We start from the raw sequence: 24,873 nt of genomic DNA on the forward strand, positions 1-24,873 counted from the left end.
GGCGTCTCTCAGGCCGGGTCGAGCCAGGTCTGCTCACCCAGGCCGGAGATCTCCAGCACCCGGCGGACCTGCCGGGACGGCAGGACGGTCAGCGCGCCCGGAAACTGCTGGGCGAGCCGGACCAGAGCATGGATGGCGGCCGAGTCGAAGAAGGTGACAGCGCTCAGGTCCAGGGTGATCTGCCCGGCGGGTTCGCGCAGCGCGGTCTGGAGCATGGTGTCGGCAGTGGCCATGTCGACCTCACCAGCCACCACCACGTGGAGGTGGTCACCATCGATCTCCGCGCTGGCGGAGAAGACTGGCGGTGCTCCACCTTGATCCACGCTGACACCATGGCACAGCCGACCAGGCTGGGCAACAACCACTCCCGGGCGGCCGTGGCGCGGGTCACCAGCCGCCCCGGCGATAGGCTTGTCGCATGACCGTTCGCCCGCCGCTGACACCAGGCACGCTCTCCCCGCTGCGACCGGTGCCATCCCAGATCACCCGACCGGAGTACGTGGGCAAGAAGCGCCCGCAGGAGTGGCGCGGCTCGCACGTGCAGACGCCGGAGACCATCGAGAAGATGCGGATCGCCAGCCGGCTCGCCGCCCAGGCGACCCAGCTCGCGGGCGAGCACTGCAAGCCGGGCGTGACCACCGACGAGATCGACAAGGTGGTGCACGAGTTCCTCTGCGACCACGGCGCGTACCCGTCGACGCTGGGTTACAAGGGTTTCCCGAAGTCCTGCTGCACCAGCCTCAACGAGGTCATCTGCCACGGCATCCCCGACTCCACAGTCCTGCAGGACGGCGACATCATCAACGTCGACGTGACCGCGTACATCGGTGGGGTGCACGGCGACACCGACGCCACCTTCTGCGTCGGTGAGGTCAGCGAGGAAGCCCGACTGCTGGTCGAGCGCACCCACGAAGCGATGATGCGCGGCATCCGCGCCGTCGCCCCGGGCCGCCAGATCAACGTGGTGGGCCGGGTCATCGAGTCGTACGCCAAGCGGTTCGGCTACGGCGTCGTCCGCGACTTCACCGGCCACGGCATCGGCGAGTCCTTCCACAGCGGGCTCTACGTTCCGCACTACGACAGCCCGCGCCCCACGGACATCATGGAACCGGGAATGACGTTCACCATCGAGCCGATGATCACGCTCGGCACCTACCAGTACGACATGTGGGACGACGGGTGGACCGTGGTCACCAAGGACCGCAGGTGGACGGCCCAGTTTGAGCACACCATCGTGGTGACCGACAGCGGTCACGAGATCCTGACCCTGCCGTGAGCGCGAGGAACGCAGCGAAGCGAAGTCCCGCAGTCGCGAACGAAGGGCAGGCGCCGTGACCGACGCCCCGGCAGCCCTGCGCGAGGCGCACCACGCGGACGTCTCCGGCGGTTGGTTGCGCCCTGCCGTCTTCGGCGCGATGGACGGCCTGGTCACCAACATCGCCCTGATCGCCGGCGTCGGCGGCGGCGGGGTTTCGTCGCACAGCATCGTGCTCACCGGCTCCGCCGGCCTGGTCGCCGGTGCGATCTCGATGGGCCTCGGCGAGTACACCAGCGTGCGCTCCGCCAACGAGCAGGTCGCTGCCGAGGTCGCCAAGGAGCGGCGGGAGCTGGAACGGCACCCCGAGGCCGAGGCCCGGGAGCTCGCCGACGCGTGGGTGGCCCGCGGCCTTCCCCGTGATCTCGCCACCCAGGTCGCCGAAGCCGTGCGGCGCGACCCGGAGGAGGCGCTGCGGGTGCACGTCCGCGAGGAGCTGGGCGTCGACCCCGACGACCAGCCCAGCCCGTGGGCCGCGGCGATCTCGTCGTTCCTGTTCTTCTCGTTGGGCGCACTGGTCCCGCTACTGACCTACCTGTTCGGCGCCACCGAGCTGTGGCTCGCACTGGCCGTCGGCGGGCTCGGGCTGTTCGTCGCGGGCGCGGTGGTGGCCCGCTTCACCAACAGGCCCTGGTGGACCAGCGGCCTGCGCCAACTGCTGCTGGGTGCCGCCGCAGCCGGCGCCACCTACCTCATCGGCTCGCTGATCGGCGTGCAGGGCGGGCTGTGACACCGGTCAACCGGTGAGCAGCTCGTCGATGGTGCCGTCCACCCCACGACCACGGGCGGCCAGCTCCTCGGCCTGCCGGGCCAGCACCACACCCACCTCGGTCATGTCCGCGCCGGCCAACCCGGTGCGTCGAACCGCGTCCCCGGGATCACGGAAGTAGGTGCGACTCAGCAGACCGGTCACCGTGGCCGCCGCCAACCGGGCCTCACCCAGCATCAGCAGGGCCTGGTCGGTCTCGTACCACTCGGCCAGGCGGGCCGCCCGGGCGTGCGCCGCGCTGCCCCTGTACCAGGCCTGCCGCGCCGCGGTGCTGAACTCCGCCGGCCGGGCCCTCGCCAACCGGCCGAGGTGCTCGTCGCGCAGCGTCCGCAACCAGCCCGTCGGGTCGTGCAACGCCTGCGTGGTGACGTACCGGTCGGCGGTCAACGGCCACAGTGGGGAGAGCACCCGGGCCTGCGCCAGGTAGTCCTCGGCGGCGGCCACGGTCAGGTCGACCAGCACCCCGTCCACCCGCCGGGTCGCGGGCGGTGGACCCGCGCCGGACCGGTAGGTGACCACCAGCATCCCCGCCTCGCGGTCCCCACCGCCGTCGTCGTCGCCGTGCGCCAGGGGGCCGTGCACCGCGACCGCGAGCACGTCCGCCGGAAACCGCCGTCGGACCGCCTCGGCGACCCGCTCCGCGACCGTCCACCGTCGATCATCGAGGTCCCGGCCGCCAGCCTGTTCGCTCCTCGCGCTCACGGGGTCGCCTTTGTTCGCGACTGCGGGGCTCGCAAGCCCGGCTCACTCCTCGCGCTCACGGGGTCGCCTCTGTTGGCGACTGCGGGGCTCGCAAGCCCGGCTCACTCCTCGCGCTCACGGGACCACCTCGCCTCGGCTACCGAGCGTCAGCCTAGCCAGCCGGCGGCGGGCCGGCCGGTGCGCCGCGCCCGGTCGGTACCAGCCGGAAGATGCGGATCTCCCGGCCGCCGGCCCGCTGCACGTAGCTGCGGTACGCGGGCCACTCCGTGACCAGCAGTTGCCACAGTCGGTCGCGTTCGGCTCCGGACGCCAGGTCGGCCCGCACCGGGACCCGCAGGCCCTTCACGTCCACCTCGGCGGTCGGACTGGCGAGCAGGTTCATCGCCCAGCCGGGCTGCTGCGTCTGCCCCCAGTTGGAACCGATCACCACGTACGCGTCGCCGTCGGGCACGTAGAGGAGCGGGTTGCTGCGTGGCTTTCCGGAGCGGCGGCCGGTCGTGGTGATGACCAGGGAGGGGATCAGGCCGAGTGCCACCACCCGGCCCCGGGTGAGCCGACCGACCACCCGGTCGGCGGGCACCAGCAGGCGTGCGGCGGCACCGAACCAGCGGTGATGACCGACTCGACGGGTGAGAGTTCCCAGCACTGACACGCGAATCAGTCTGCCCGCTGCGGGGCTCCGGCGGCACCCCCCGTACGCGCCCGGATCGCCGACCGGCCGGCCACTGGGCGGCGGTCAGTCCATCTGCCGCTCGATCGGCAGCCGGGCGCGGGTGAACAGCCCGGCCCCGAGCATCGCCACCACCGGCACCAGCACCAGGACCCCGAGCGCCGGCCACGGCACCAGGATCGGGTACGGGTCGGCGAACGGCCAGTCGTCCGCGTACTGCCGGTTGACCGAGAACAGCACGATCGCGGCGGTGCCGAGCCCGGCCACGATGCCGAGCACCGAACCGAGCCCAGCGATGACCCCGGCCTGGCAGATCGCCAGCAGCCGGCGTAACGCGGGTGCCGCGCCGACGGCCGCGAGGGTGGTCATCTCGGCGCGCCCCTCGGCAGCGGCGAGCGCGGTGGCGATCCCCGCCGCCCCCACCGTGATCACACCGGCCGCCGCCGCGAGGAGCAGCAGCAGCGGTGACACGTCGCGGGGTGCACCGCCGTACTCCACGCTCAGCGAGACCGTCCCGGAGGACCGCAGGGCGGCGGTGAAGCGCTTCCGATGGTCCTCGTCGGGCGGAGTGGTGGTGCCGATCACCCAGCCGGCCGGGGACCAGCTCAGGCCGAGTTGTCTGGCCGCGGTCCCGGACAGCAGCAGGCGGGGCGGGCCGACCGCCCGGGGCAGCGCGTACCCCGGGAGGTCGCGGACACCGGCCGGCTGGTCCGGTCCGGCCTCCACCTCGTTGACGCGTACGGTCACGAGGCCGTCGTGCAGGTAGCGCGGGTCGGTCACCACCACGCCACCGGCGCGCAGCACCACCGCGGCGGCGGCGGTCGTCGCCGGGTCCGCGCCGGTGAGCAGTGGCAGAGCGGTCCCGTCGTCCACCCCGGTCTGCACGTACCCGCCGAAGTAGTCCATTTCACGGATGCGACAGCGGGGGTCGGCGCGGGCCTGCCGGCGGTCGGACTCGGGAAGGCCGACCCGGGGCTGCCAGGGGCAGGCCTGCTCCACCGGGAGCACGGGCGTGACCTCGCAGTAGCCGGTGCTCGCCGGCCCGCAGCCCAGGCTGTGCAGCGGGGCGACAGCGCCGGTGCCCAACTGTTCCCGGGCCGCGGCGGCGACCTGGGTCAGCGTGGGCTGCCGGGTCGACTCGATCGGGTCGACCCGCACGTGGCCGACCGGCAGCGCCGCCTGGTAGGCGCGCGCGTCGCGCTCGCCGTCACTGGCGAGGTACGCGCCGAGAGCGACGCTGCTGGCGACGGCGGCCATCACTGCACAGATGGCCGGCGCCGCGGCGGCCCGGTTGCGGCTCGCGTCGCGCAACGCGATCCGCGGGGCCAGTGGCAACACCCGACCGAGGCGGGCGAGCGCCCCGATCAGCGTGGGCGTGCAGCAGACCAGGCCCAGTTCGCCGAGGATCAGGCCGGTGAGGATCACCGCCGGTGAGGTCCGGGCGGCCCCGAACGCCGCCAGCCCGGCCCCGCCGGCCACCAGTCCCAGGCCGAGGGCCAGCCAGCGGGCCTGGGACACCGGTGGGGTACGCCGACCGGTCAGGCCGGCGCTGACGTCCTGCCGGGCGGCCGACCAGGCCGGTGCCAGCGCGGCGAGCACCCCGGCCAGGACCGCGACCCCACCGAGCAGCACCAGCGCCGCGGGCCAGCAGCGGTACCCGCCGAAGCGCGCGCCGAACACGTACTGCTCCACCAGGGGACGAGCGGCGAACGCCGCGAGGACACCGACGAGCAGGCCGGCGGCGGCGCCCAGCACACCCAGCACCACTCCGTCGGCCAGCACGACCCGGCGGAGCTGGGCGGCGTCCCCGCCGGCCACCGCGACCAGCGCCAGATCCCGCCGACGGCGACGGACGCCGACGGCGAACGCCGGCCCGACCAGGAGTACGACCTCCAGCAGCCCGAGGCCGGCGATCAGCACGCCGGTGCTGAGGTCGTTGGTGTCGCCCAGGTTGATCGAGCCGAGCCACGACCGGTCCGGTTGGGTCGGGGGACGTGGGGTGACCACCACCCCCCGGTCGTTGAGCCGGGACACCAGGGCGGCGTCGACGGCTCCGGGTATGTCCGCCAGCCACACGCTGTCCGTCTCGGGACCGGTCGGCGGCGCGGCTCCCGGGTGCAACGCCACCAACGGGCCGAGATCGTCGGGGAACTCGACCACCCCGACAACGGTGTACGCCCTGCTTCCGTCGGCCACGGCGACGGCACGGCCGAGGTGGAGGTCCAGGCGACGCAGCGCCGCCGGGCTGACCGCGACCTCGCCGGGCTGCTGCGGCGCCCGGCCGGCCCGGAACCGCACCAGCGCGCGGGCCAACGGGTCGTCGAGGTCCAGCGCCCGCCCGGTCACCTCCTCGTCGCGGTGTGGGCCCCGCAGCGTCAGGGTGATGTACGTGCGTACCTCGGTGACCCGGCTTCCGGGCCCGAGCAGCGCGGTCAACTGGGCCGCGGTCGCCTTTGCGGGGGGCAGGTACGTGTCGTCCCGCGTGAACCAGCCCTCACCCCGATCGTCCTGTCCCACCGGGTTGTCGGCGATCCAGCGCAGCTCCGCGTCGGCCACGCCGAGCCGGCGGTCGACGCGTTCCTGCGGAGTCAGCTCGGCCATGTCGTAGCTCGCCGCCAGGAAGGCCAGCGCCGCCACCGGCAGGGCGATCATCGCGAGCACCAGGGCGGTCCGTCGTCGGGCCCGACGGGACTCCCGCCGGGCGATGCGCAGCGCCGCCCGCCAGGAGCCGGTCAGCTCGGCGATCCGCCGCCGGCCGACGAGAGCGGGTGGCTCGACCGGCTCCGCCGTGGGGGCGTCCACCCGGCCAGGGGCCTGCCTGGTCCGGCGGATGGTCACCGGTCGCTGCCGGACAGCAGTTGCTCCACGCTGCCCAACGGTGCCGTGGTGTCGACCAGCACACCGTCGCGGAGGAACACCACCCGGTCGGCCCAGCCGGCATGTCGCGCCTCGTGGGTGACCAGCACCCCGGCGGCGCCCGCGTCGATCCGGCGGCGCAGCAGGTGGAGGACCGCCTCACCGGTCTGCGAGTCCAGTGCCCCGGTGGGCTCGTCGGCGAGCACCAGTCGGCGTTCTCCCACCAGGGCACGGGCGATGGCCACCCGCTGCTGCTGGCCGCCGGAGAGCTGGTCGGGGAAGCGGTCACCCAGTGCGGGCAGACCCACCTCGGTGAGCGCCGCCATGGCCAGCGCCCGGGCCCGGCGTCCGCTGGTGCCGTCGAGTTCCAGCGGGAGCGCCACGTTCTCCAGTGCGCTCAGGCTGCCGAGCAGGTTGAGCTGCTGGAAGATGTAACCGATCCGGCGGCGACGCAGTTGGGCGAGCCCGCGCCGGTCCAGTGCCCCCAGCGGTTGCCCCTCGACCCGGACCTCGCCGCCGGTCGGGCGGTCCAGCCCTCCGGCGAGGGCCAGCAACGTCGACTTGCCGGAGCCGGACGGCCCCATCACGGCGACCAGCTCACCGGGCCGGACGGCCAGGCTGACGCCGCGCAGCGCGTGCACCGCCGCCGGTCCGGCGCCGTGGGTGCGGTGGACGGCGCGGAGTTCCAGCACCGCGTCGTCCGATCCGCTCACCGTCGCGCCTCCTCGCCGGCCCATCTGGCAGCGGCACGTGCCTCGGCGTCACCCGGTCGGGGAGGTGCGGGTGCCTGATCACTGGGCTGGTGCCGGACCAGGCTCGTCTCGCAGTGGTCCAGCCAGCGCACCTCGGCCTCGGCCTGGAACACCATCGAGTCCAGCACGAGGCGCCAGGGGAGGTCCTCCGGTCGGTTGCTGCCGTACTTCAACCGGGTCAACTCCTGCAGGGCCCGCATGGTCGCGCTGCGCTGGGCCTGCACCACGGAGCGGACGTCGACACCGGGGGTGGTCAGCGCCAACGCCAGCTTGATCGCCAGCTCGTCGCGGGGCCGGTCGGTTCGGCTGACCGGGGTCGCGAACCACAGCGCCAGGTCCGCCCGGCCGGCGTCGGTGATCTCGTACGGGCGCTGCCCAGCCTCGCTCTCCGGCAGCGGGCGCACCAGACCGTCGCGCTCCAGCCGGGACAGCGTGGTGTAGACCTGCCCGATGTTCAGCGGCCAGGTCGAGCCGGTCGACTCCTCGAACGCGGCGCGCAGCTGGTAGCCGTACATCTGGCCGCGTTCGAGTAGGGCGAGCAACCCGTGACGGATGGACATGGCAACGGAGTATGCATACCTGGTATGCGTACCGCAACCGGAGTGGACCCGCTCAGGCCGGACGTCCGGGAAACGGGACAGTCAGCGGGGTCGACCCGGCCGTCTTACGCCACCGGGTGGCGCGCACGGCGTACTCGACCAGGGCCGTCAACGCCTGGTTCCGGTCGGCGCCGGTGGTGGACGCCAGAGCCGCCCGCCAGTGCGCTGCCGTGCGTTCCTCGACCTCGGCGGCGAGCCGCAGGGCGCTCGCCCGGTCGGTGACCGGGAACGGCAGCGCGTACCCGGCGCGGTCCGGAGGCACGACGCCGCCGGCGGTGGTGAGCTGCACCACGAGGGTGTCGCGTCGGCGTCGATGCGCGGCCTCCGCCTGGTGCGCCGCCTCCCGGGCGGCGCCGGTGAGCCGGACGCCGATCCGCCCGTAGGCGTAGATGGCCGCGTATTCGGCGGACAGGGCGGAGGCGAGGGCCTCGCCGGAGGACGGCTGCCTCACTTCAGTGCCTCCTGGTGGGTGGCTCGGGCGGCGACGATCGACCCGAGCAGCGCGGCCCGTTCCGCTGGCGCTGCGGCGCAGGCCTGGGTGGCGGACTGCTGGGCGGTCTTCTCCAGGGCGCGCAGTGCGGCGAGCGCGCCGGCCGGCTCGGCCGCCGGGGCGGTGGTGGGGGCGGTGGCCGCCGCCGACGGCAGGGCGACACCGATCACCCGGGCCAGTTCGGTGGCGTGTGCGGTGTGCGCCTCGGCGATCGGGCCGAGCCGGTCGGCCAGGTCGGGATGAGCGGTGGCCGCACTCCGGTGTGCCTCGGCCAGCGCCAGTGACTCGTCCACCATCGGGCGCAGCGGGTCCGGTGGTGGCGCCGGCTGGTCGTCACGGTCGAAAAGATCACAGCCGGTCAGCGGCGCAGCGACGCCGCCGAGCACCAGTAGCGCCCCGCCGCGCAGCAACTTTCGCCGGGAATGTCCGGATGCCTGGTCGCGCTGTGTCGTTCTGCCGATCCCCACCGGGCAAGTCAACACCATCGGCGTCGGTCCAGGGGCGACCGGCGTCGGTGCGCCGCCCGGTCCGCTGCCGGGCAGGCGCGTTACGCTCTGCGCAGCCACCGGCGTGTCCGCTCCGGTGGCGTGCCGGCATGGCGGGACGGCCGATCACCGTCGACCAGGGAAAGGGTGCGGAGATGACGCAGCGTGGCCGTGCCACCAGGCCGACAGGTCGACCCCGCGATGCCGCGGGTCCCCGCGGTGGTGATCTCGCCGGGCGACGTGCCCGACTACGAGCTGTGATCGAGCCGGTCGTCAACGACGCCGGCTACGACCTGGAGGACCTGACGGTCTCCCGGGCCGGTCGCCGGCACGTGGTGCGGGTGATGGTGGACGCCGACGGCGGGATCGACCTGGACGCCGTCGCGGACGTCTCCCGGGCGGTCTCGGCCGCGCTGGACGCCGCGGAGGAAGCCGGCGGCGACATCGTCGCCGGGGAATACCAGCTGGAGGTCAGCTCGCCGGGCGTCGACCGGCCACTGACCCTGCCCCGGCACTGGCGGCGCAACGTGAGCCGGCTGGTCAAGGTCACCGTCCGGGGCGCGGCCGCGCTGCCCGAACAGCGCGGCGAGCAGCCCACCGGCGACCGCCAGCTGACCGGTCGGGTGATCGCGGCCGACGACGAGGGCGTGCAGCTGGAGACCGAGGACGGCCGCACCTCTTGGGCGTACGCCCAGCTGGGCCCGGGCCGCGTGCAGGTCGAGTTCACCCGGCTCGCCGAACTCGGTGAGCCGGACGAGGAGTTCGACGACGCGGACGATTCAGACGAGATCGACGATTCAGACGACATCGACGACGAAGATGATGTGGAGGACGAGGAGAGGTGAACATCGACCTCGCGGCGCTGCGCGCACTCGAGCGCGAGCGGGAGATCCCGTTCGACACGATTCTCGCGGCGATCGAGACCGCGTTGCTGACCGCCTACCGGCACACCGACGGCGCCGAGCCGCACGCCCGGGTGGAGATCGACCGTAAGTCGGGCGCCGCCCTGGTGTACGCGCAGGAGATGGACGCCGACGGCAGCCTGGTGCGGGAGTGGGACGACACCCCGCACGACTTCGGCCGCATCGCGGCCATGACCGCCAAGCAGGTGATCCTCCAGCGTCTGCGGGAGGCCACCGACGAGGTGCACTTCGGCGAGTACGTGGGCCGCGAGGGTGACCTGGTCACCGGCGTGGTGCAGGCGCACGAGACGCGCACCGAGAAGGGCATCGTCAGCGTCGACCTGGGCAAGCTGGAGGGTGTGCTGCCGCAGTCCGAGCAGGTGCCCGGTGAGCGGTACGCCCACGGTGAACGGGTCCGCTGCGTCGTGGTGCACGTGGCCAAGGGCATGCGCGGGCCGCAGATCACCCTGTCCCGGTCGCACCCGGCGCTGGTCAAGAAGCTGTTCGCGCTGGAGGTGCCGGAGATCGCCGACGGCACTGTGGAGATCGGCGCGATCGCCCGTGAGGCAGGTCACCGTACGAAGATCGCCGTACGCTCCACCACCCCCGGTGTGAATCCCAAGGGCGCCTGCATCGGCCCGATGGGCCAGCGGGTGCGCGCCGTGATGAGCGAACTGCACGGCGAAAAGATCGACATCATCGACTGGTCGGACGACCCGGCCACCTTCGTCGGCAACGCGTTGTCACCTGCCAAGGCGTTGCGGGTCGAGGTGGTCGACCTGGCCAACCGGGCCGCCCGGGTGACCGTCCCCGACTTCCAGCTCTCGCTCGCCATCGGTCGGGAGGGGCAGAATGCCCGACTCGCTGCCCGCTTGACCGGTTGGCGGATCGACATTCGCTCGGATGCGGAGCAGACCGCCCCGGCCGCGCGAGGGTCGGCTGATCACGTGCGGGAGCCGGGCGGAGCGATCTCGGGCAGCTAGGGGTAGACTTCCTCCAGTGGTACGACGCGCGCTGCCGGAGCGCACCTGTGTGGGTTGCCGGCAACGTGCGCCGGCCAGCGAATTGCTGCGGATAGTCGCGGTCAGGGACGAGGCTGGTTACAGTCTCCGGCCTGATCCGCTTCGCAGGCTGCCGGGTCGGGGAGCGAACATGCACCCGGATCCGGCCTGCTTCGCGCTGGCGGTGCGGCGCCGCGCCTTCGGGCGTGCGTTGCGCATCACCGAGGTCCTTGACCACGGTGTGCTGGCGGAGCACGTCGATGCGCCAACCACTACGTCCGGTCAGCCCGACCGGGCGAGGGTCGCTAGCAGGGTAGGACGACCGACATGAGCACACGATGAAGTCCCTGAAATGACCAGGCTTCAAGTGCACGAGTGAGGTCGCTGCGGGTGCTGCCCGCACGACCTCGGAGTGAGGAGTGCAGTGGCAGGCAAGGCCCGCGTACACGAGCTTGCAAAAGAGCTCGGGGTCGAGAGTAAGACCGTTCTCGCCAAGCTGAAGGAAATGGGCGAGTTCGTGAAGTCCGCGTCGAGCACCGTCGAGGCGCCCGTCGCCCGGCGACTGCGTAACGCATTCGTCGCGTCCGCCGGTGCTCCGGCACCGGCCGCCGCCCCGTCGGCGCCCGCGTCGACGCCGGCTTCGACCCCGACCCCGACGACGGCCCCGACCCCGGGCGCGCCCCGGGTTTCGGCCAAGCCGATGCCGCCCCGGCGGCCGTCCGCGCCGGCTCCCGGCCCGAAGCCGAAGGGTCCGGTGCCTGGTGCACCGCAGCCCGCGGCTCCGGTCGCCAAGCCGGCGAGTGCCCACGACATCGAGGTGGCGGCCGCGGAGGCGCGTGCCGCCGCGCTGAAGGCTGAGCAGGAGGCCGCGGTCAAGGCCGCGCAGGCCGCCCGCCAGCAGCAGCGGGACAACCCCGTACGCCGGGAGCCCCCGGCAGACGGCGGCAACCGCCCCGGCCCTCGGCCGGGTCCCGCCGCGATGCCCCCTCGTCCCGGTTCACCGGCAGCTCGTCCGAGCACGCCGGCTCCGGGTCCGGGTGCCCGACCTGGTGGTCGCCCGCCGGCGCGTGGCGCCGGTAACAACCCGTTCGGCATCCAGGGTGGCCAGCAGCAGCGGCCCCCGGCTGCGGGTGCGGGTGGCCCCCGTCCCAACAGCCCGGCGGGCATGCCGCCGCGGCCGAGCCCGAACTCGATGCCGCCGCGGCCCAGCCCGGCGTCCATGCCGAGCCAGCGTCCGGCTGCCGGTCGCCCTGGTCCCGGTGGCGCTGGTCGCCCCGGTGGCGGTGGCGCTGGTCGTCCCGGTGGTGGCGGCGGTGGCGGTGGCTTCCGTGGCGGTCCCGGCGGTGGCGCCGGTGGCGGTGGCGGTTACCGAGGCGGCCCTGGTGGCGGCGCGGGTGCCGGCGGTGGCGGTGGCTACCGTGGCGGTCCCGGCGGCGGTGGCGGTGCTCCCGGTGGCGGTTTCCGTCCGGGTGCTCCGTCCGGTGGTGGCGGTCGCCCGGGTGCGGGTGGTCGTGGCCGTGGCGGCGGCGCTGCGGGTGCCTTCGGGCGTCCGGGTGGCCGGCCGACGCGCGGTCGCAAGTCCAAGAAGCAGCGCAGACAGGAGTTCGACAACCTGTCGGCTCCGACCATGAGCTCGGGTGCTCCCCGGGGTCAGGGTCAGATCGTCAGGCTCTCCCGTGGCGCCTCGCTGTCCGACTTCGCGGACAAGATCAACGCCAACCCGGGTTCGCTGGTCCAGGAGATGTTCAACCTGGGCGAGATGGTCACCGCGACCCAGTCCTGTTCTGACGACACCCTGCACCTGCTGGGTGAGCACCTGGGCTTCGACATCCAGATCGTCAGCCCGGAGGACGAGGACCGCGAGCTGCTCGCGCAGTTCAACATCGACCTCGACGCGGAGGTGGCCGAGGAGCGTCTGGTCAGCCGTGCGCCGGTGGTGACCGTCATGGGTCACGTCGACCACGGTAAGACCAAGCTGCTCGACGCGATCCGCAAGGCGAACGTCGTGGCCGGTGAGGCGGGTGGCATCACCCAGCACATCGGTGCGTACCAGGTCCACGTCCCGCACGAGGGCGAGGACCGGGCGGTCACCTTCATCGACACCCCGGGTCACGAGGCGTTCACCGCCATGCGTGCTCGTGGTGCCCAGGTCACGGACATCGTGATCCTGGTCGTCGCGGCCGACGACGGTGTGATGCCGCAGACGATCGAGGCGTTGAACCACGCCAAGGCGGCCGACGTGCCGATCGTGGTCGCGGTCAACAAGGTCGACAAGCCGGACGCCAACCCGGACAAGGTCCGCCAGCAGCTGACCGAGTACGGCCTGGTCGCCGAGGAGTACGGCGGCGAGACCATGTTCGTCAACGTGGCAGCCAAGCCGGGCATCGGCATCGAGGAACTGCTCGAGGCTGTCCTGTTGACCGCCGACGCGTCGCTGGAGCTGACCGCTCCGATCGACGGGCCGGCGCAGGGTGTGGCCATCGAGGCGCACCTGGACAAGGGCCGCGGTGCGGTGGCGACGGTGCTGGTGCAGAAGGGCACCCTGCGGGCAGGCGACTCGATCGTCGCCGGTGGGGCGCACGGCCGGGTTCGGGCCATGCTCGACGAGAACGGCAACCAGCTCACCGAGGCTGGGCCGGCGCGTCCGGTCATGGTGCTGGGTCTGACCGCGCCTCCCGGCGCGGGCGACACGTTCCTCGCCGCGGCGGACGACCGCACGGTGCGGCAGATCGCTGAGCAGCGGCAGGCACGGCGGCGGGCGGCGTCCTTCGCCAACTCCCGTGGTCGGGCCACCCTTGAGACGCTCATGGAGCAGCTCAAGGAGGGCGAGAAGACCTCGCTCAACCTCATCCTCAAGGGCGATGTCTCCGGTTCGGTGGAGGCTCTCGAGGACGCGCTGTTCAACCTGGACATCCCCGAGGAAGTCCAGCTCAAGGTCCTCGACCGTGGCGTGGGCGCGATCACCGAGAGCAACGTCATGCTCGCGAGTGCCTCGTCCGAGCCGGTCACGATCATCGGCTTCAACGTGCGGGCCTCCAACAAGGTCCGTGAGATGGCCGACCGCGAGGGCGTGGAGATCCGGTACTACACCGTCATCTACCAGGCCATCGAGGAGATCGAGGCGGCGCTCAAGGGCCTGCTCAAGCCGGAGTACGAGGAGGTCGAGCTGGGCAGCGCGGAGATCCGCGACGTCTTCCGCTCGTCCAAGATCGGCAACATCTCCGGTTGCATCGTCCGGTCGGGTGTCCTTCGGCGCAACGCCAAGGCGCGCCTGCTGCGAGACGGGGCGGTCGTGGCGGACAACCTCACGATCAGCTCGTTGAAGCGGTTCAAGGACGACGCCACCGAGGTTCGCGAGGGCTTCGAGTGTGGTCTGACCCTGGGTGGTTACAACAACGTCCAGGTCGGCGACGTCATCGAGACCTTCGAGATGCGGGAAAAGGTTCGCGCCTGATCCGGCAGTGACACGCTGATCAAGGGGTTTACGCCGTACGGCGTAAACCCCTTGATCATGCGGGGCGGGTTGGCGGTATCGTCCGGAGCGATGTTTACCGGAACCGCGGTCTTCGACCTGCTGCTGCCGGGTGACTCCCGGTCGCTCAAAGCCAAGAGATCATATGTACGGCCGATCGTGGCGGCTCTGCGCCGCTTCGAGGTGTCGGCCGCCGAGGTGGGTGCGCTCGACCTGCACGGTCGAGCGCAGATTGCGGTGGCCGTGGTGGCCGCCGAGACGGCGCACGTCCGCGAGGTGCTCGACTCCTGTGAGCGCCTGGTGGCCGGCCGTCCCGAGGTCGAGCTGTTGTCGGTTCGACGCCGGTTGTACGGCGTGGACGACGACTGACCACGGTGCCGGCTGTGCCGGGCGACCGGTGCGGCCGCGAAGGTAGTGTTCGAGATGTTGGCCGGTCGGCCGGCGGCCCCCGGGTCGCCGGGTCGGCCGGGAGCAGGACGCCGTGGAGGTGGCGAGATGTCTGATCCGGCCAAGGTACGCCGGCACGCGGAACGGGTGCGTGAGCTGGTCGCGTCGGTGGTGCGGAGCCAGATCAAGGACCCGCGGCTCGGGATGATCACCATCACCGATGCCCGGATTACCGCTGACCTGCGCGACGCGACGGTCTTCTACACCGTGCTCGGTGACTCGGTGGCCCAGGCGGACACCGCGGCGGCTCTGGAGAGCGCCAAGGGGCTGCTGCGCAGCACTGTCGGCAAGGCGCTCGGGCTGCGTCACTCGCCGACCCTCACGTTCGTCCTCGACGACGTTCAGGACCAGGTCAAGCACATCGACGACCTGCTCGCCGCGGCCCGCAACGCCGACGCCGAGGTGCAGCGGCTCGCCGCCCAGGCGAAGTACGCGGGCGAGGCCCAGCCGTACCGGGTCGACGACGAGACGGACGAGGACGACGAGACGGACGAGGCCGATGAGGCCACCGACGTCAAGGAGACCCCGCGGGGTGGGGAAACGCGGTGACGAGCACCGCCAGCGTCCCGCTCGCCGGGGTGGCCGGGGTCGCTCCCGCCGAGTTGGACTGGGCCGCGGCCGAGGCGCTGCTGCGGGCTGTCCCGCCGAACGGCCGGGTGCTGCTGATCTGTCACGTCAATCCGGACGGCGACGCGCTGGGCAGCATGCTCGGCTTCGGTCTGGGTCTGCGGCAGCTCGGCGTACGCGAGGTGCAGGCGACCTTCCCGGGGCCGCCGGAGGTGCCGGAGCCGTTCCACGGGCTGCCCGGCCTCGAGTTGCTGGTCCCGGCGGACGCCGCGGACGTCGCACCCGATCTGGTGATCTGCTTCGACGCGGCGAGCGAGTCGCGCCTCGGCGAGTTGGCCGGGCGGCTGTCGTCGGCGGGTGCGGCGCTGGTGCTGGACCACCACGCCTCCAATCCGGGTTTCGGCACTGTCAACCTGGTCGACCCGGGCGCCGCGGCGACGTCGGTGGTGGCCGAGCAGTTGCTGGCCAGGCTCGGGGTCGTGGTGGATCGGGCCATCGCCGAGTGCCTCTACGTGGCCCTGACCACGGATACCGGTTCGTTCCGGTTCGCGGCGACGACCCCGGCGGTGCACGAGATGGCCGCCCGGTTGCTGGCGACCGGCATCTCGCCCGGTGACATCTCCCGGCGGGTCTTCGACACCCGGCCCTTCGGCGCGGTCCGCCTCTTCGGTGAGGTGCTCGGCCGTGCGCAGCTGGAGCCGAGCGCTGCCGGTGGCAGGGGGCTGGTCTGGACCTTCGCCACTCTCGATGACCTGGCCCGGCACGACCAGCGTCCGTACGTGCTTGAGGCGTTGATCGACTCGGTGCGCTGCACGGCCGAGGCGGATGTCGGCTGTGTGTTGAAGCAGACCACGTCGGGCGAGTGGGCGGTGTCGATGCGCAGCAAGGGCGCGGTGGACGTCAGCCGGGTCGCTGTCGCGCTGGGCGGTGGTGGTCACACGTTCGCGGCCGGGTTCACCGGTCGGGGCACCGTCGAGCAGGTGGTGGAGTCGATCCGCGGCCAGCTGGACGCCGCGCTGGTCCGTTCCGCACGCTGAAACGGCGTTCGCCGCCGCCGTCGGTCGGTTCCGAAGATCAGGGTCAGCTCCGGGGAGTGTTGGTCTTCCCGCGCTCCGTGAGACCGGGAAGAATTGCGGGATGGAGCAGCCGCACGACCTCACCGTGGAGGCCCCCCGCGCATGGGACCGGCCCGCCGTCTCCGTTCCCGTCCTGGTCTGCCTTTCGCTCGTCGGTGGCCGGTTCGCGTCCTTCTCCACTGAGGCGAATCTTTTCACGCTCGGCACCGGCGGGGTGCTGATCTGGCTCGGTCTGAGCAATCGGGTGCCCCGCCGACCGGCCCCGCGTCGTCTGGGTGCGGGGGCGGCCTGGTGGGCGGTGCCGGTGGTGGTCTTCGGCGTCTTCGAGGGGGCGACCTTCGTGATGGCGGTCGGGGATGACTTCCCCACCTTCTCCCGGCTGGCCGACCCCCTCCTGGAAGATCACCTGACCCGCTCGGCGGTCTGGTTCGCCTGGCTGGCGGCCTTTTGGGGGCTGGTGCGGCGATGATGCGGGCGATCGCGATCGGCGGCTTCCTGACCGCGCTGGTCCTCTTCGCGGTGGTCGAGTGGATGGCCCGTCGGGAGGGCTCCCGGATTCCCACTCTGGGCGAGATGTGTGCGTACGTGATGCGCTACGAGGTCGGTCCGGTGCCGGTGGGCCGGATCGGTCTGTTCGGGTTCTGGTGGTGGCTGGGCTGGCACTTCCTGGCCCGCTGAACCGGGTCGTCGGCTGTCCAGATGGCGGGAACCGAGAGCAGCATGTGGACCTGAACGATAACTTGGGAGAGGGCCGGCGCCGCATGGCGGCGCAGCTCATGGGTGGTGGTGCCACACCTCGTGCCGCCTCCCTCCAGGGTCGCACCGACCCGGGCTCACGCTGCCCAGTCGGCTGCTCCGGTAATCCCGGACCGCCGTGGGGCGCTCAGCACGACCGCCCGTGAGGGCCGCCGCGTGTCGGTGGCTCGCTCCCTGGAAGGACCACCACCATGCCGAACAAGCCCAAGCCCGAGACCACCGACGACGCCCGCGAGCAGGCCCGCCGCGCGCTGCAGACGTCGATGGACACGCGTCAGTAGACCGTTCCTGCCGGTGGGACGCCGCCGAGGCGTCTCGCGGCAGCGCGGCCACCCGTCCGGTTTGACGCCCTACCTGGTTGCCGCTCGCAATCCTCGCCGAGCCGCGCCTGTGCGCTCGACCATTCGACCCGGAAGCTCTGGAACCACCGTCGGGCGGCCGGGGCGGCCGGGTGTAACCGTCCTGCCCCGGCCGCCCGTGGGGGCCGCTCAGGACAGGAACTTGTCCAGGGCGCTCTCGATGGTGCCGGCGTCCGGCGACGCGTACGCCTTCATGGTGACGTTGTTGTACGAGATGACGCTCGGGCACCTGTTCGCCGGGGCTGCCACGGTGCCGCCGTCGCCGACCTTCTCGCCGGTCTTGGCGGCGTAGAAGGTCAGGACGTAGCGCGACGAGACATAGTCGACAGTGACCTGCTTGCCGGTCTTGTCCTTGTACAGGCACTTCGTCGGCTCACCCTCGCTGCCCTCCACGAACTTCAGGCAGCCGACCACTGACACCGCCTCGTACTCGGTGGTCTTGGCGGAGTAGGGCTTGGTCGATGAGACGTACTTCGACGACCAGGACGTCGGCCGGTCCGGGCTGTTCGAGAACGTGTACGCCTTGGCGCCAGCCGGGCCGTTGTAGGGTGCCGAGTTCAGGATCCGGCTGCCCTGGCAGACGTTCGACAGGTCGCTGGAGAAGCGGGCCGTCATCGAGTTGTTGTCGCTCGGAGCATCCGACTGCCCGGGTGCGGGTGAGGCCGTCGTCCCCGGCGTGGTGCCGGAGGTGGGTTCGGCGGACGTGGCCGTCGTGGGCTCGTCGTCGTCGCCATAGGCGACCAGGAGTCCGATACCGCCGCCGCAGAGGGCGAGGATCAGGACGACCGCACCGACGACGAGTCCGATGATCAGACCCTTGTTCGACTTCTTGGCCGGCGGAACGGGGGCGCCGTACTGCGGCATCGGGGGCTGCTGCCCGTACTGCGGCATCGGGGGCTGCTGCCCGTACTGCGGCACCGGGGGCTGCTGCCCGTAGGGCGGTTGCCCGCCCTGCTGCGGCGCGGGGGGCCCGCTCCACGGCGTGACGTTCGGGTCAGGCTGCTGCCCGTACGGAGGGTATTGGTCACTCATCGTAAGCCCTTATCGCTGTCAGTGCGTTGTCAAGATCGTGGAACGTGGTCAGGGTAGTAAGCCCTGCAAGTGGGACGCCCGGCACTCACTCGTGGCCACGCTCGCCTCGCCGGCTAGCGTCAAACGGGGAAAGGCCCACGTAAGTCGCTAGGTGCCTTGCACTCCTTACTGGGGCCGTGCCAGGATCGGCGGCGATGAGTCAGCCAGCCCACACCGACACCGCGACGGCCACCAGCGGGTCCGCCTCGCCGCGCCGCATCGCCAGCCTCGCCCTGCCGGCCCTCGTGGTGCTCGCCGCCGAGCCGCTCTACGTGCTGGTCGACACGGCCGTGGTCGGTCACCTCGGCCGGGTGCCGCTCGCCGCACTCGCCGTCGGCGGCACCGTGATGACCCTCACCGCATGGGTCGGCACCGTGGTCGCGTACGGCACCACCGGGCGCGCGGCTCGCCGCTTCGGCGCGGGTGACCGGGCCGCCGCGGTGGCCGAGGGCGTCCAGTCGTCCTGGCTGGCGTTCGGTGTCGGTCTGCTGATCGCGATCGGCATGCAGTTCGGCGGCGGCGCGCTCGCGCGTACCCTCGCCGGCGGTGGTGGCGAGGTGGCCGACGCCGCCGCGCACTGGCTGCGCATCGCAGCCCTCGGCGCCCCTGGCCTGCTGCTCGCCGCCGCCGGCAACGGCTGGCTGCGCGGTGTGCAGGACACCCGACGCCCGTTGTTCTTCGTGCTCGGCCCCAACCTGCTCTCCGCGCTGCTCTGCCCGCTGCTGGTCTACCCCGGTGGGCTGGGTCTGATCGGCTCGGCGGTGGCCAACGTCGTCGCGCAGACGCTCTGCGGGGCGCTGTTCGCCGCGGCGCTGGTCGCCGAGCGGGTGTCGCTGCGGCCCCGGCCCCGCGTGATCCGCCAGCAACTGGTGCTCAGCAGCGACCTGCTGATCCGAGGGGTGGCGTTCCAGGCCAGCTTCCTCTCCGCGACCGCCGTCGCCGCCCGCTTCGGCGCCGCCGCCGTCGGCGCCCACCAGATCGCCCTGCAACTCTGGTTCTTCACCGCGCTGGTGCTCGACGCGCTGGCCATCGCCGCCCAGTCGCTGGTGGGCGCCGCGCTCGGCGCCGGCGACGACGCCGGGGCCCGGGCGCTCGCCCGCCGGATCGGGTTGCTCGGCGGCGTCTGCGGCGTCGGCTTCGCGCTGCTCATCGCCGCCGGCGCCGGCGTCGTGCCGTCGTGGTTCAGCTCCGACGCGGGGGTACGCGAGCAGGCCATGGCCGCCTGGCCGTGGTTCGTCGTCATGCTGCCGCTGGCCGGGGTGGTGTTCGCCCTGGACGGCGTGCTGATCGGCGCGGGGGACGTGCGGTACCTGCGCAACCTCACCATCGTGGCGGCGCTCGGCGGTTTCCTGCCGGCCATCTGGTTGGCGTACGCCCTCGACCTCGGGCTGGGCGGTATCTGGGCCGGGCTCACCCTGTTCGTGGTGATCCGGCTGGTCGCCCTGCTGCTGCGCCTGCGCAACGGCGGTTGGGCGGTCACCGGCGCGGTCCGCTGACCGGGTCGGCCCGCCCACACACCGCCGCGTGCCGGGCATCTGGCAGGCTTGGCCGACGTGAGCACCGATGGTCTGATCGTGGTCGACAAGCCCGGCGGCATGACGTCGCACGACGTGGTGGCGCGGATCCGCCGGCTGGCGAAGACCCGACGGGTCGGGCATGGCGGCACCCTCGACCCGATGGCCACCGGCGTGCTGGTGATCGGTGTGGGCCGAGCCACCCGCCTGCTGACCTACGTCATCGGCGCGGGCAAGAGCTACACCGGCACCATCCGGCTGGGCCAGGCCACCGTCACCGACGACGCCGAGGGCGACGTGATCGCCACCGCGCCCGCCGGTCACCTCACCGACGACGCGATCCGGTCGGCGCTGACCGCGCTCAGCGGCGAGGTCGACCAGGTGCCGAGCGCGGTCAGCGCCATCAAGATCGACGGGCAGCGGGCGTACAAGCGGGTCCGCGACGGGGAGAGCGTCGAGCTGCCCGCGCGCCGGGTCACCATCTCCCGGCTGGAGGTGCTGGCGATCCGCCGTACCGAGCCGGACGTGGTGGACGTCGACGTCGACGTGACCTGCTCCTCCGGCACGTACATCCGGGCCATCGCCCGGGACGCGGGCCTGGCCCTCGACGTCGGCGGCCACCTGACAGCGCTGCGCCGGACCGCTGTGGGCGGCTTCACCCTCGCCGAGGCGGCGACCCTCGACGAGCTGGAGCAGCGTGCCCCGGACGTGGTGAACCTGCCGCTGGACGCGGCGGCCGACCGCTTCTTCCCGCGCCGCGAGGCGACACCCGAGGAGGCCCGGGTGCTCGCCCACGGCGGGCCGCTGGACCCGGCCGGCCTCACCGGGCCGTACGCCGTCTTCGGACCGGCCGGCGGCCTGATCGCTATCGTCAGCGAGCGGGACGGGCGGGCCCGCGCGGAGATCGTGCTCGCCCCGGCCTGACGGCGGGGAGCACGTCCGCCGGCCCGGGGCCGGCGGTGTCGACCCGCCGGCCGGCGGGACACAGGGAGGAACGGCATGCAGCGGTGGCGGGGGTACGACGCGGCGCCCGGTGGGTGGGGACGCTCGGTCGTCACCATCGGCGTCTTCGACGGCGTGCACAGAGGGCACCAGGCGACCATCGGGCACGCCGTTGCCCGGGCCCGGGAGCTGGGCGTGCAGTCGGTGGTGGTCACCTTCGACCCGCACCCGGCCGAGGTGGTCCGCCCCGGCTCGCATCCGGCGGTGCTCACCGAGCCGGCGCGCAAGGCTGAGCTGATCGAGGCACTCGGCGTCGACGTGCTCTGCGTGGTGCCGTTCACCCAGGAGTTCTCCCGGCTGCCGGCCGAGCAGTTCGTGCACGACGTCCTGGTCGAGAACCTGCACGCGGCACTGGTGGTGGTCGGCAGCAACTTCCGCTTCGGGCACCGGGCGGCCGGCGACGTGGCCCTGTTGGAGCGGCTGGGGCAGACCTTCGGCTTCGCCGTCGAGGGCGGCCCGCTGGTCGCCGAGGACGGCACCGTCTTCTCCTCCACGTACATCCGCTCCTGCGTCGACGCGGGCGACGTGGGCGCGGCGGCCGCCGCGCTGGGCCGCCCACACCGCCTGGAGGGCGTGGTGGTCCGTGGCGACCAGCGGGGCCGGGAGCTGGGCTTTCCCACCGCCAACCTGCTCTGCCACCGGTACGCGGCGGTGCCCGCCGACGGGGTGTACGCGGCCCGGCTGATCCGCCGTGGGCAGCACGAACCGCTGATGGCGGCGGTGTCCGTGGGCACCAACCCGACCTTCTCCGGCCGGGAGCGGCGGGTGGAGGCGTACGCGCTGGACTTCTCCGGCGACCTGTACGGCGAACGGCTGGCCCTGGACTTCGTGGCGCGCCTACGCGGCCAGATCCGCTACGACTCGATCGAGCCGTTGATCGCCCAGATGAACCAGGACGTCGAGCGCACCCGGCGTGCTCTGGCCTGATCATCTCCGACCGGCGGGGCCCTGCCGAGGCCCTTGGCCGGGTGTTACCGGTGAGTGCTGGTAGTCTTGCCGAGACGTCGGGTGACCGGCGTGGGGCCTCGCGTGCCTGCTCGACGCCGCGGGTGCGAGGTACCGGTCCGTTCCCGGTCCATCGGGACGACGGACACCCACTTGATCAACCCACCGAAACAGGGAGAACATGGCGCTCGATCAGGAAGCCAAGGCCAGCATCCGTGCGGAGTACGCGACCGCCGAGGGCGACACCGGTTCGCCGGAGGTTCAGGTCGCGGTCCTCACCAAGCGGATCGCCGAGCTGACCGAGCACCTGAAGGTGCACAAGCACGACCACCACAGCCGCCGTGGGCTGCTGCTGCTGGTCGGCCGTCGCCGTCGGCTGCTCAACTACGTCCAGAAGAAGGACATTGCGCGCTACCGGTCGCTCATCGAGCGGCTCGGCCTGCGCCGGTGACGTGACGGGGGAGTGGCCGACCGGCCGCTCCCCCGTACCGCGTCCCATCTGAAGAAACACGGGCCGCGCGACCACCCGAGAGGGAGCCGGTCAGCGTACCGGTCTCCGGTAGTGGCCCCCGGGAACTCCGGCATCATGCCGGCCACCCGGGCGCTTCGATCGAAGACCGGCCGGCTGAGCAGCTCCCCGATGTCGTGGGCCCACGACGCGAAGGAGCACGACAGCACATGACCGAGACCAAACTCGGCACCGAATCCCGCACCGCCGTGATCGACAACGGGTCCTTCGGCACCCGTGAGATCACCTTCTCCACCGGTCGGCTGGCTCGCCAGGCCGCCGGTTCCGTCATCGCCCAGCTGGGCGAGACGGTCGTTCTCTCCGCCACCACCGCCGGTAAGCACCCGAAGGAGCAGTTCGACTTCTTCCCGCTGACCGTCGACGTCGAGGAGCGGATGTACGCCGCGGGCCGCATCCCCGGCTCGTTCTTCCGCCGTGAGGGCCGGCCGAGCGAGGACGCGATCCTCACCTGTCGCCTGATCGACCGGCCGCTGCGCCCGTCCTTCGTGAAGGGCCTGCGCAACGAGGTCCAGGTCGTCGAGACCATCCTCGCGCTGGACCCGCAGCACCCGTACGACGTCGTGGCGATCAACGCCGCCTCGATGTCGACCAAGCTCTCCGGCCTGCCGTTCTCCGGCCCGATCGGTGCGACCCGCGTCGCCCACATCGACGGCCAGTGGGTCGCCTTCCCGACCCTGGAGGAGCTGGCCCGCGCCACCTTCGACATGGTCGTGGCCGGCCGCACGCTCGAAGACGGCGACGTCGCGATCATGATGGTCGAGGCCGAGGCCACCCCGAACGCCGTCGCCCTGATCTCGGCCGGTGCCACCGCCCCGACCGAGGAGGTCGTCGCCAGCGGCCTGGAGGCCGCCAAGCCGGCGATCCGTGAGCTGTGCCGCGCGCAGAGCGAGCTGGCCGAGGTCGCCGCCAAGCCGGTCACCGAGTTCCCGGTCTTCCTGGACTACCAGGACGACGTGTTCGCCGCCGTGGCCGACCTGGCCCGTGGCGAGGTGGCCGAGGCGATCACCATCGCCGGCAAGGCCGACCGCGAGGAAGCCCTGGACCGGGTCAAGGCCCGGGTCGCCGAGGAGTTGGGTGCTCGGTTCGAGGGTCGGGAGAAGGAGCTCAGCGCCGCCTTCCGCTCGCTGACCAAGTCCGAGGTGCGCAACCGCGTGCTGCGCGAGCAGGTCCGCATGGACGGCCGCGGCCCGCGTGACATCCGGGCGCTGACCGCCGAGGTCGGCGTGCTGCCCCGGGTGCACGGTTCGGCGCTGTTCGAGCGGGGCGAGACCCAGATCCTGGGCGTCACCACGCTGAACATGCTCCGGATGGAGCAGATGGTGGACACGCTGTCCCCCGAGAACCGCAAGCGCTACATGCACAACTACAACTTCCCGCCGTACTCGACCGGTGAGACCGGCCGGGTCGGCTCGCCGAAGCGTCGCGAGATCGGCCACGGTGCGCTCGCCGAGCGTGCGCTGATCCCGGTGCTGCCGTCGCGCGAGGAGTTCCCGTACGCCATCCGGCAGGTGTCGGAGGCGCTCGGCTCCAACGGCTCCACCTCGATGGGTTCGGTCTGCGCGTCGACGCTGGGCCTGCTGTCCGCGGGTGTCCCGCTGAAGGCGCCGGTCGCCGGCATCGCGATGGGGCTCATCTCCGACGAGGTGGACGGCAAGACCCAGTACGTGACGCTGACCGACATCCTCGGTGCCGAGGACGCGTTCGGTGACATGGACTTCAAGGTCGCCGGCACGCCGGAGTTCGTCACCGCGCTCCAGCTCGACACCAAGCTCAACGGCATCCCGTCGGACGTGCTGGCTTCCGCGCTGCAGCAGGCGAACGAGGCCCGGCAGATCATCCTCGGTGTCATGAAGGCCGCGATCGAGGCTCCGGCCGAGATGTCGGACTACGCGCCGCGGGTCACCACCGTCAAGATCCCCGTCGACAAGATCGGCATGGTGATCGGCCCGAAGGGTCAGACCATCAACGCGATCCAGGACGAGACCGGCGCCGAGATCTCCATCGAGGACGACGGCACGATCTACGTCGGCGCCACCAACGGCCCGTCGGCCCAGGCGGCCGTCGACCGGATCAACGGGATCGCCAACCCGACGCTGCCGAAGCAGGGCGAGCGGTTCCTCGGCACGGTGGTCAAGACCGCCGCGTTCGGCGCGTTCATCTCGCTGCTGCCGGGTCGTGACGGCCTGCTGCACATCTCCAAGGTGGGCGACGGCAAGCGGGTCGAGCGCGTTGAGGACTTCCTCAACGTCGGTGACCGGGTCGAGGTCGAGATCGCCGACATCGACGCGCGCGGCAAGATCTACCTGGACAAGGTCCGGCCGGAGGGCGCCGAGGCGCCGGCCGCCGCCGGCGAGGCCGCCGGTGGCGACCGTCCGGCTGGTCGTGACCGCGGCGACCGGGCTCCGCGTGACCGCGGCGACCGCGAGCGTGGCGGCGACCGGGGCGGGCGTGGCCCGGAGCGCGGCAACGGCGGCGGCGAGGGCGGCAACGGCGGCGGCGGCGAGGGTGGCGAGGGCGGCGAGCGTCCGCGCCGCCGGACCCGGCACAGCTGACCGTCGTACAACGCATCACCCACCCCTCGTCGAACCGGGAGC

Annotated in this window: 25 protein-coding genes; 16 read left to right on the forward strand and 9 right to left on the reverse strand. The window is 72.3% G+C overall.

Features of this window, described 5'->3' with window-relative positions:
* Positions 1–8 precede the first annotated feature (8 nt).
* On the reverse strand, positions 9–323 hold the full coding sequence (locus KBX34_RS20710) for an STAS domain-containing protein (protein WP_179782588.1): 315 nt from the start codon (positions 321–323) through the stop codon (positions 9–11).
* Between the two features lie 95 nt (positions 324–418).
* Here KBX34_RS20710 and map point away from each other — a divergent pair, with 95 nt between their 5' ends.
* Positions 419–1,276: a type I methionyl aminopeptidase gene (gene map, locus KBX34_RS20715; RefSeq protein ID WP_088946694.1), complete on the forward strand. Its 858-nt coding sequence runs from the start codon at positions 419–421 to the stop codon at positions 1,274–1,276.
* A 55-nt stretch (positions 1,277–1,331) separates the two neighbouring features.
* Positions 1,332–2,045, forward strand: coding sequence for a VIT1/CCC1 transporter family protein (locus KBX34_RS20720; protein ID WP_088946695.1), 714 nt, complete (start codon positions 1,332–1,334; stop codon positions 2,043–2,045).
* 6 nt (positions 2,046–2,051) lie between these two features.
* Here the strand turns inward: KBX34_RS20720 and KBX34_RS20725 are convergent, their stop codons facing one another.
* The 7 genes from KBX34_RS20725 to KBX34_RS20755 form a co-directional block, all read right to left on the reverse strand.
* Positions 2,052–2,786: a hypothetical protein gene (locus KBX34_RS20725; protein ID WP_099851270.1), complete on the reverse strand. Its 735-nt coding sequence runs from the start codon at positions 2,784–2,786 to the stop codon at positions 2,052–2,054.
* A gap of 151 nt (positions 2,787–2,937) precedes the next feature.
* Complete coding sequence (locus tag KBX34_RS20730) at positions 2,938–3,438, reverse strand: nitroreductase family deazaflavin-dependent oxidoreductase (RefSeq protein WP_088946697.1); 501 nt, start codon at positions 3,436–3,438, stop codon at positions 2,938–2,940.
* Between the two features lie 84 nt (positions 3,439–3,522).
* Positions 3,523–6,258: an FtsX-like permease family protein gene (locus KBX34_RS20735; protein WP_307871453.1), complete on the reverse strand. Its 2,736-nt coding sequence runs from the start codon at positions 6,256–6,258 to the stop codon at positions 3,523–3,525.
* Positions 6,259–6,290: 32 nt separating this feature from the next.
* Positions 6,291–7,025, reverse strand: a complete 735-nt coding sequence (locus tag KBX34_RS20740; protein WP_231927249.1) for an ABC transporter ATP-binding protein — start codon at positions 7,023–7,025, stop codon at positions 6,291–6,293.
* A complete protein-coding gene (locus KBX34_RS20745) occupies positions 7,022–7,624 on the reverse strand; it encodes a PadR family transcriptional regulator (RefSeq protein ID WP_210792196.1) in 603 nt (200 codons plus the stop codon). Before KBX34_RS20745 ends, KBX34_RS20740 begins: the two co-directional genes overlap by 4 nt.
* Before the next feature lie 52 nt (positions 7,625–7,676).
* A complete protein-coding gene (locus tag KBX34_RS20750; protein ID WP_210926397.1) occupies positions 7,677–8,114 on the reverse strand; it encodes a ferritin-like domain-containing protein in 438 nt (145 codons plus the stop codon).
* Complete coding sequence (locus KBX34_RS20755; protein ID WP_210926418.1) at positions 8,111–8,563, reverse strand: hypothetical protein; 453 nt, start codon at positions 8,561–8,563, stop codon at positions 8,111–8,113. The genes KBX34_RS20750 and KBX34_RS20755 overlap by 4 nt, the downstream gene beginning before the upstream one ends.
* Before the next feature lie 230 nt (positions 8,564–8,793).
* Between KBX34_RS20755 and rimP the strand changes: the two genes are divergently transcribed.
* The 9 genes from rimP to KBX34_RS20800 all read left to right on the forward strand — a co-directional run bounded on the left by rimP (position 8,794) and on the right by KBX34_RS20800 (position 16,781).
* The gene (rimP, locus tag KBX34_RS20760) at positions 8,794–9,483 is read left to right on the forward strand and encodes a ribosome maturation factor RimP (RefSeq protein WP_088951521.1); all 690 of its coding nucleotides are present in this window, start codon (positions 8,794–8,796) and stop codon (positions 9,481–9,483) included.
* On the forward strand, positions 9,480–10,523 hold the full coding sequence (gene nusA / locus KBX34_RS20765; RefSeq protein WP_088946703.1) for a transcription termination factor NusA: 1,044 nt from the start codon (positions 9,480–9,482) through the stop codon (positions 10,521–10,523). Before rimP ends, nusA begins: the two co-directional genes overlap by 4 nt.
* Before the next feature lie 16 nt (positions 10,524–10,539).
* Positions 10,540–10,872: a YlxR family protein gene (locus KBX34_RS20770; protein ID WP_088946704.1), complete on the forward strand. Its 333-nt coding sequence runs from the start codon at positions 10,540–10,542 to the stop codon at positions 10,870–10,872.
* A gap of 93 nt (positions 10,873–10,965) precedes the next feature.
* On the forward strand, positions 10,966–13,995 hold the full coding sequence (infB, locus tag KBX34_RS20775; RefSeq protein WP_141908265.1) for a translation initiation factor IF-2: 3,030 nt from the start codon (positions 10,966–10,968) through the stop codon (positions 13,993–13,995).
* A 90-nt stretch (positions 13,996–14,085) separates the two neighbouring features.
* Entirely contained in the window at positions 14,086–14,382 is a 297-nt protein-coding gene (locus KBX34_RS20780) for a DUF503 domain-containing protein (RefSeq protein ID WP_088946706.1), read from the forward strand.
* A gap of 126 nt (positions 14,383–14,508) precedes the next feature.
* Complete coding sequence (gene rbfA / locus KBX34_RS20785; RefSeq protein ID WP_099851284.1) at positions 14,509–15,009, forward strand: 30S ribosome-binding factor RbfA; 501 nt, start codon at positions 14,509–14,511, stop codon at positions 15,007–15,009.
* On the forward strand, positions 15,006–16,064 hold the full coding sequence (locus KBX34_RS20790) for a bifunctional oligoribonuclease/PAP phosphatase NrnA (protein WP_374223711.1): 1,059 nt from the start codon (positions 15,006–15,008) through the stop codon (positions 16,062–16,064). Before rbfA ends, KBX34_RS20790 begins: the two co-directional genes overlap by 4 nt.
* Before the next feature lie 100 nt (positions 16,065–16,164).
* On the forward strand, positions 16,165–16,572 hold the full coding sequence (locus KBX34_RS20795) for a hypothetical protein (protein ID WP_088946709.1): 408 nt from the start codon (positions 16,165–16,167) through the stop codon (positions 16,570–16,572).
* Entirely contained in the window at positions 16,572–16,781 is a 210-nt protein-coding gene (locus tag KBX34_RS20800; protein ID WP_210926422.1) for a DUF6186 family protein, read from the forward strand. Before KBX34_RS20795 ends, KBX34_RS20800 begins: the two co-directional genes overlap by 1 nt.
* A 566-nt stretch (positions 16,782–17,347) precedes the next feature.
* Here the strand turns inward: KBX34_RS20800 and KBX34_RS20810 are convergent.
* Positions 17,348–18,250 (reverse strand): hypothetical protein, encoded by a 903-nt coding sequence (locus KBX34_RS20810; RefSeq protein WP_210792199.1) that lies wholly within the window; start codon positions 18,248–18,250, stop codon positions 17,348–17,350.
* Between the two features lie 194 nt (positions 18,251–18,444).
* Between KBX34_RS20810 and KBX34_RS20815 the strand changes: the two genes are divergently transcribed.
* The 5 genes from KBX34_RS20815 (at position 18,445) to KBX34_RS20835 (ending at position 24,831) form a co-directional block, all read left to right on the forward strand.
* On the forward strand, positions 18,445–19,785 hold the full coding sequence (locus KBX34_RS20815) for an MATE family efflux transporter (protein ID WP_210926399.1): 1,341 nt from the start codon (positions 18,445–18,447) through the stop codon (positions 19,783–19,785).
* Positions 19,786–19,842: 57 nt separating this feature from the next.
* Positions 19,843–20,727, forward strand: coding sequence for a tRNA pseudouridine(55) synthase TruB (gene truB, locus KBX34_RS20820; protein ID WP_210926401.1), 885 nt, complete (start codon positions 19,843–19,845; stop codon positions 20,725–20,727).
* Positions 20,728–20,802: 75 nt separating this feature from the next.
* A complete protein-coding gene (locus KBX34_RS20825; RefSeq protein ID WP_210792202.1) occupies positions 20,803–21,732 on the forward strand; it encodes a bifunctional riboflavin kinase/FAD synthetase in 930 nt (309 codons plus the stop codon).
* Positions 21,733–21,931: 199 nt separating this feature from the next.
* Complete coding sequence (gene rpsO, locus KBX34_RS20830; RefSeq protein WP_030337594.1) at positions 21,932–22,201, forward strand: 30S ribosomal protein S15; 270 nt, start codon at positions 21,932–21,934, stop codon at positions 22,199–22,201.
* A gap of 227 nt (positions 22,202–22,428) precedes the next feature.
* Positions 22,429–24,831 carry a polyribonucleotide nucleotidyltransferase gene (locus KBX34_RS20835; RefSeq protein WP_210926402.1) on the forward strand — a complete coding sequence of 801 codons (2,403 nt, stop codon included), beginning with the start codon at positions 22,429–22,431 and terminating at the stop codon, positions 24,829–24,831.
* The last annotated feature ends 42 nt before the right edge of the window (positions 24,832–24,873 follow it).

This window comes from Micromonospora sp. M61 (assembly GCF_018070245.1).
In the GTDB taxonomy this organism is placed as follows: Bacteria; Actinomycetota; Actinomycetes; order Mycobacteriales; family Micromonosporaceae; genus Micromonospora; species Micromonospora zamorensis.

What these genes read in the sequence shown, in the direction of transcription:
- map (WP_088946694.1), top strand. Translation starts at nt 419, where the DNA reads ATGACCGTTCGCCCGCCGCTGACACCAGGCACGCTCTCCCCGCTGCGA.
- KBX34_RS20795 (WP_088946709.1), top strand. Translation starts at nt 16,165, where the DNA reads ATGGAGCAGCCGCACGACCTCACCGTGGAGGCCCCCCGCGCATGGGAC.
- KBX34_RS20745 (WP_210792196.1), bottom strand. Translation starts at nt 7,624, where the DNA reads ATGTCCATCCGTCACGGGTTGCTCGCCCTACTCGAACGCGGCCAGATG.
- rimP (WP_088951521.1), top strand. Translation starts at nt 8,794, where the DNA reads ATGACGCAGCGTGGCCGTGCCACCAGGCCGACAGGTCGACCCCGCGAT.
- KBX34_RS20800 (WP_210926422.1), top strand. Translation starts at nt 16,572, where the DNA reads ATGCGGGCGATCGCGATCGGCGGCTTCCTGACCGCGCTGGTCCTCTTC.
- rbfA (WP_099851284.1), top strand. Translation starts at nt 14,509, where the DNA reads ATGTCTGATCCGGCCAAGGTACGCCGGCACGCGGAACGGGTGCGTGAG.
- rpsO (WP_030337594.1), top strand. Translation starts at nt 21,932, where the DNA reads ATGGCGCTCGATCAGGAAGCCAAGGCCAGCATCCGTGCGGAGTACGCG.
- KBX34_RS20780 (WP_088946706.1), top strand. Translation starts at nt 14,086, where the DNA reads ATGTTTACCGGAACCGCGGTCTTCGACCTGCTGCTGCCGGGTGACTCC.
- KBX34_RS20815 (WP_210926399.1), top strand. Translation starts at nt 18,445, where the DNA reads ATGAGTCAGCCAGCCCACACCGACACCGCGACGGCCACCAGCGGGTCC.
- KBX34_RS20835 (WP_210926402.1), top strand. Translation starts at nt 22,429, where the DNA reads ATGACCGAGACCAAACTCGGCACCGAATCCCGCACCGCCGTGATCGAC.
- KBX34_RS20810 (WP_210792199.1), bottom strand. Translation starts at nt 18,250, where the DNA reads ATGAGTGACCAATACCCTCCGTACGGGCAGCAGCCTGACCCGAACGTC.
- KBX34_RS20825 (WP_210792202.1), top strand. Translation starts at nt 20,803, where the DNA reads ATGCAGCGGTGGCGGGGGTACGACGCGGCGCCCGGTGGGTGGGGACGC.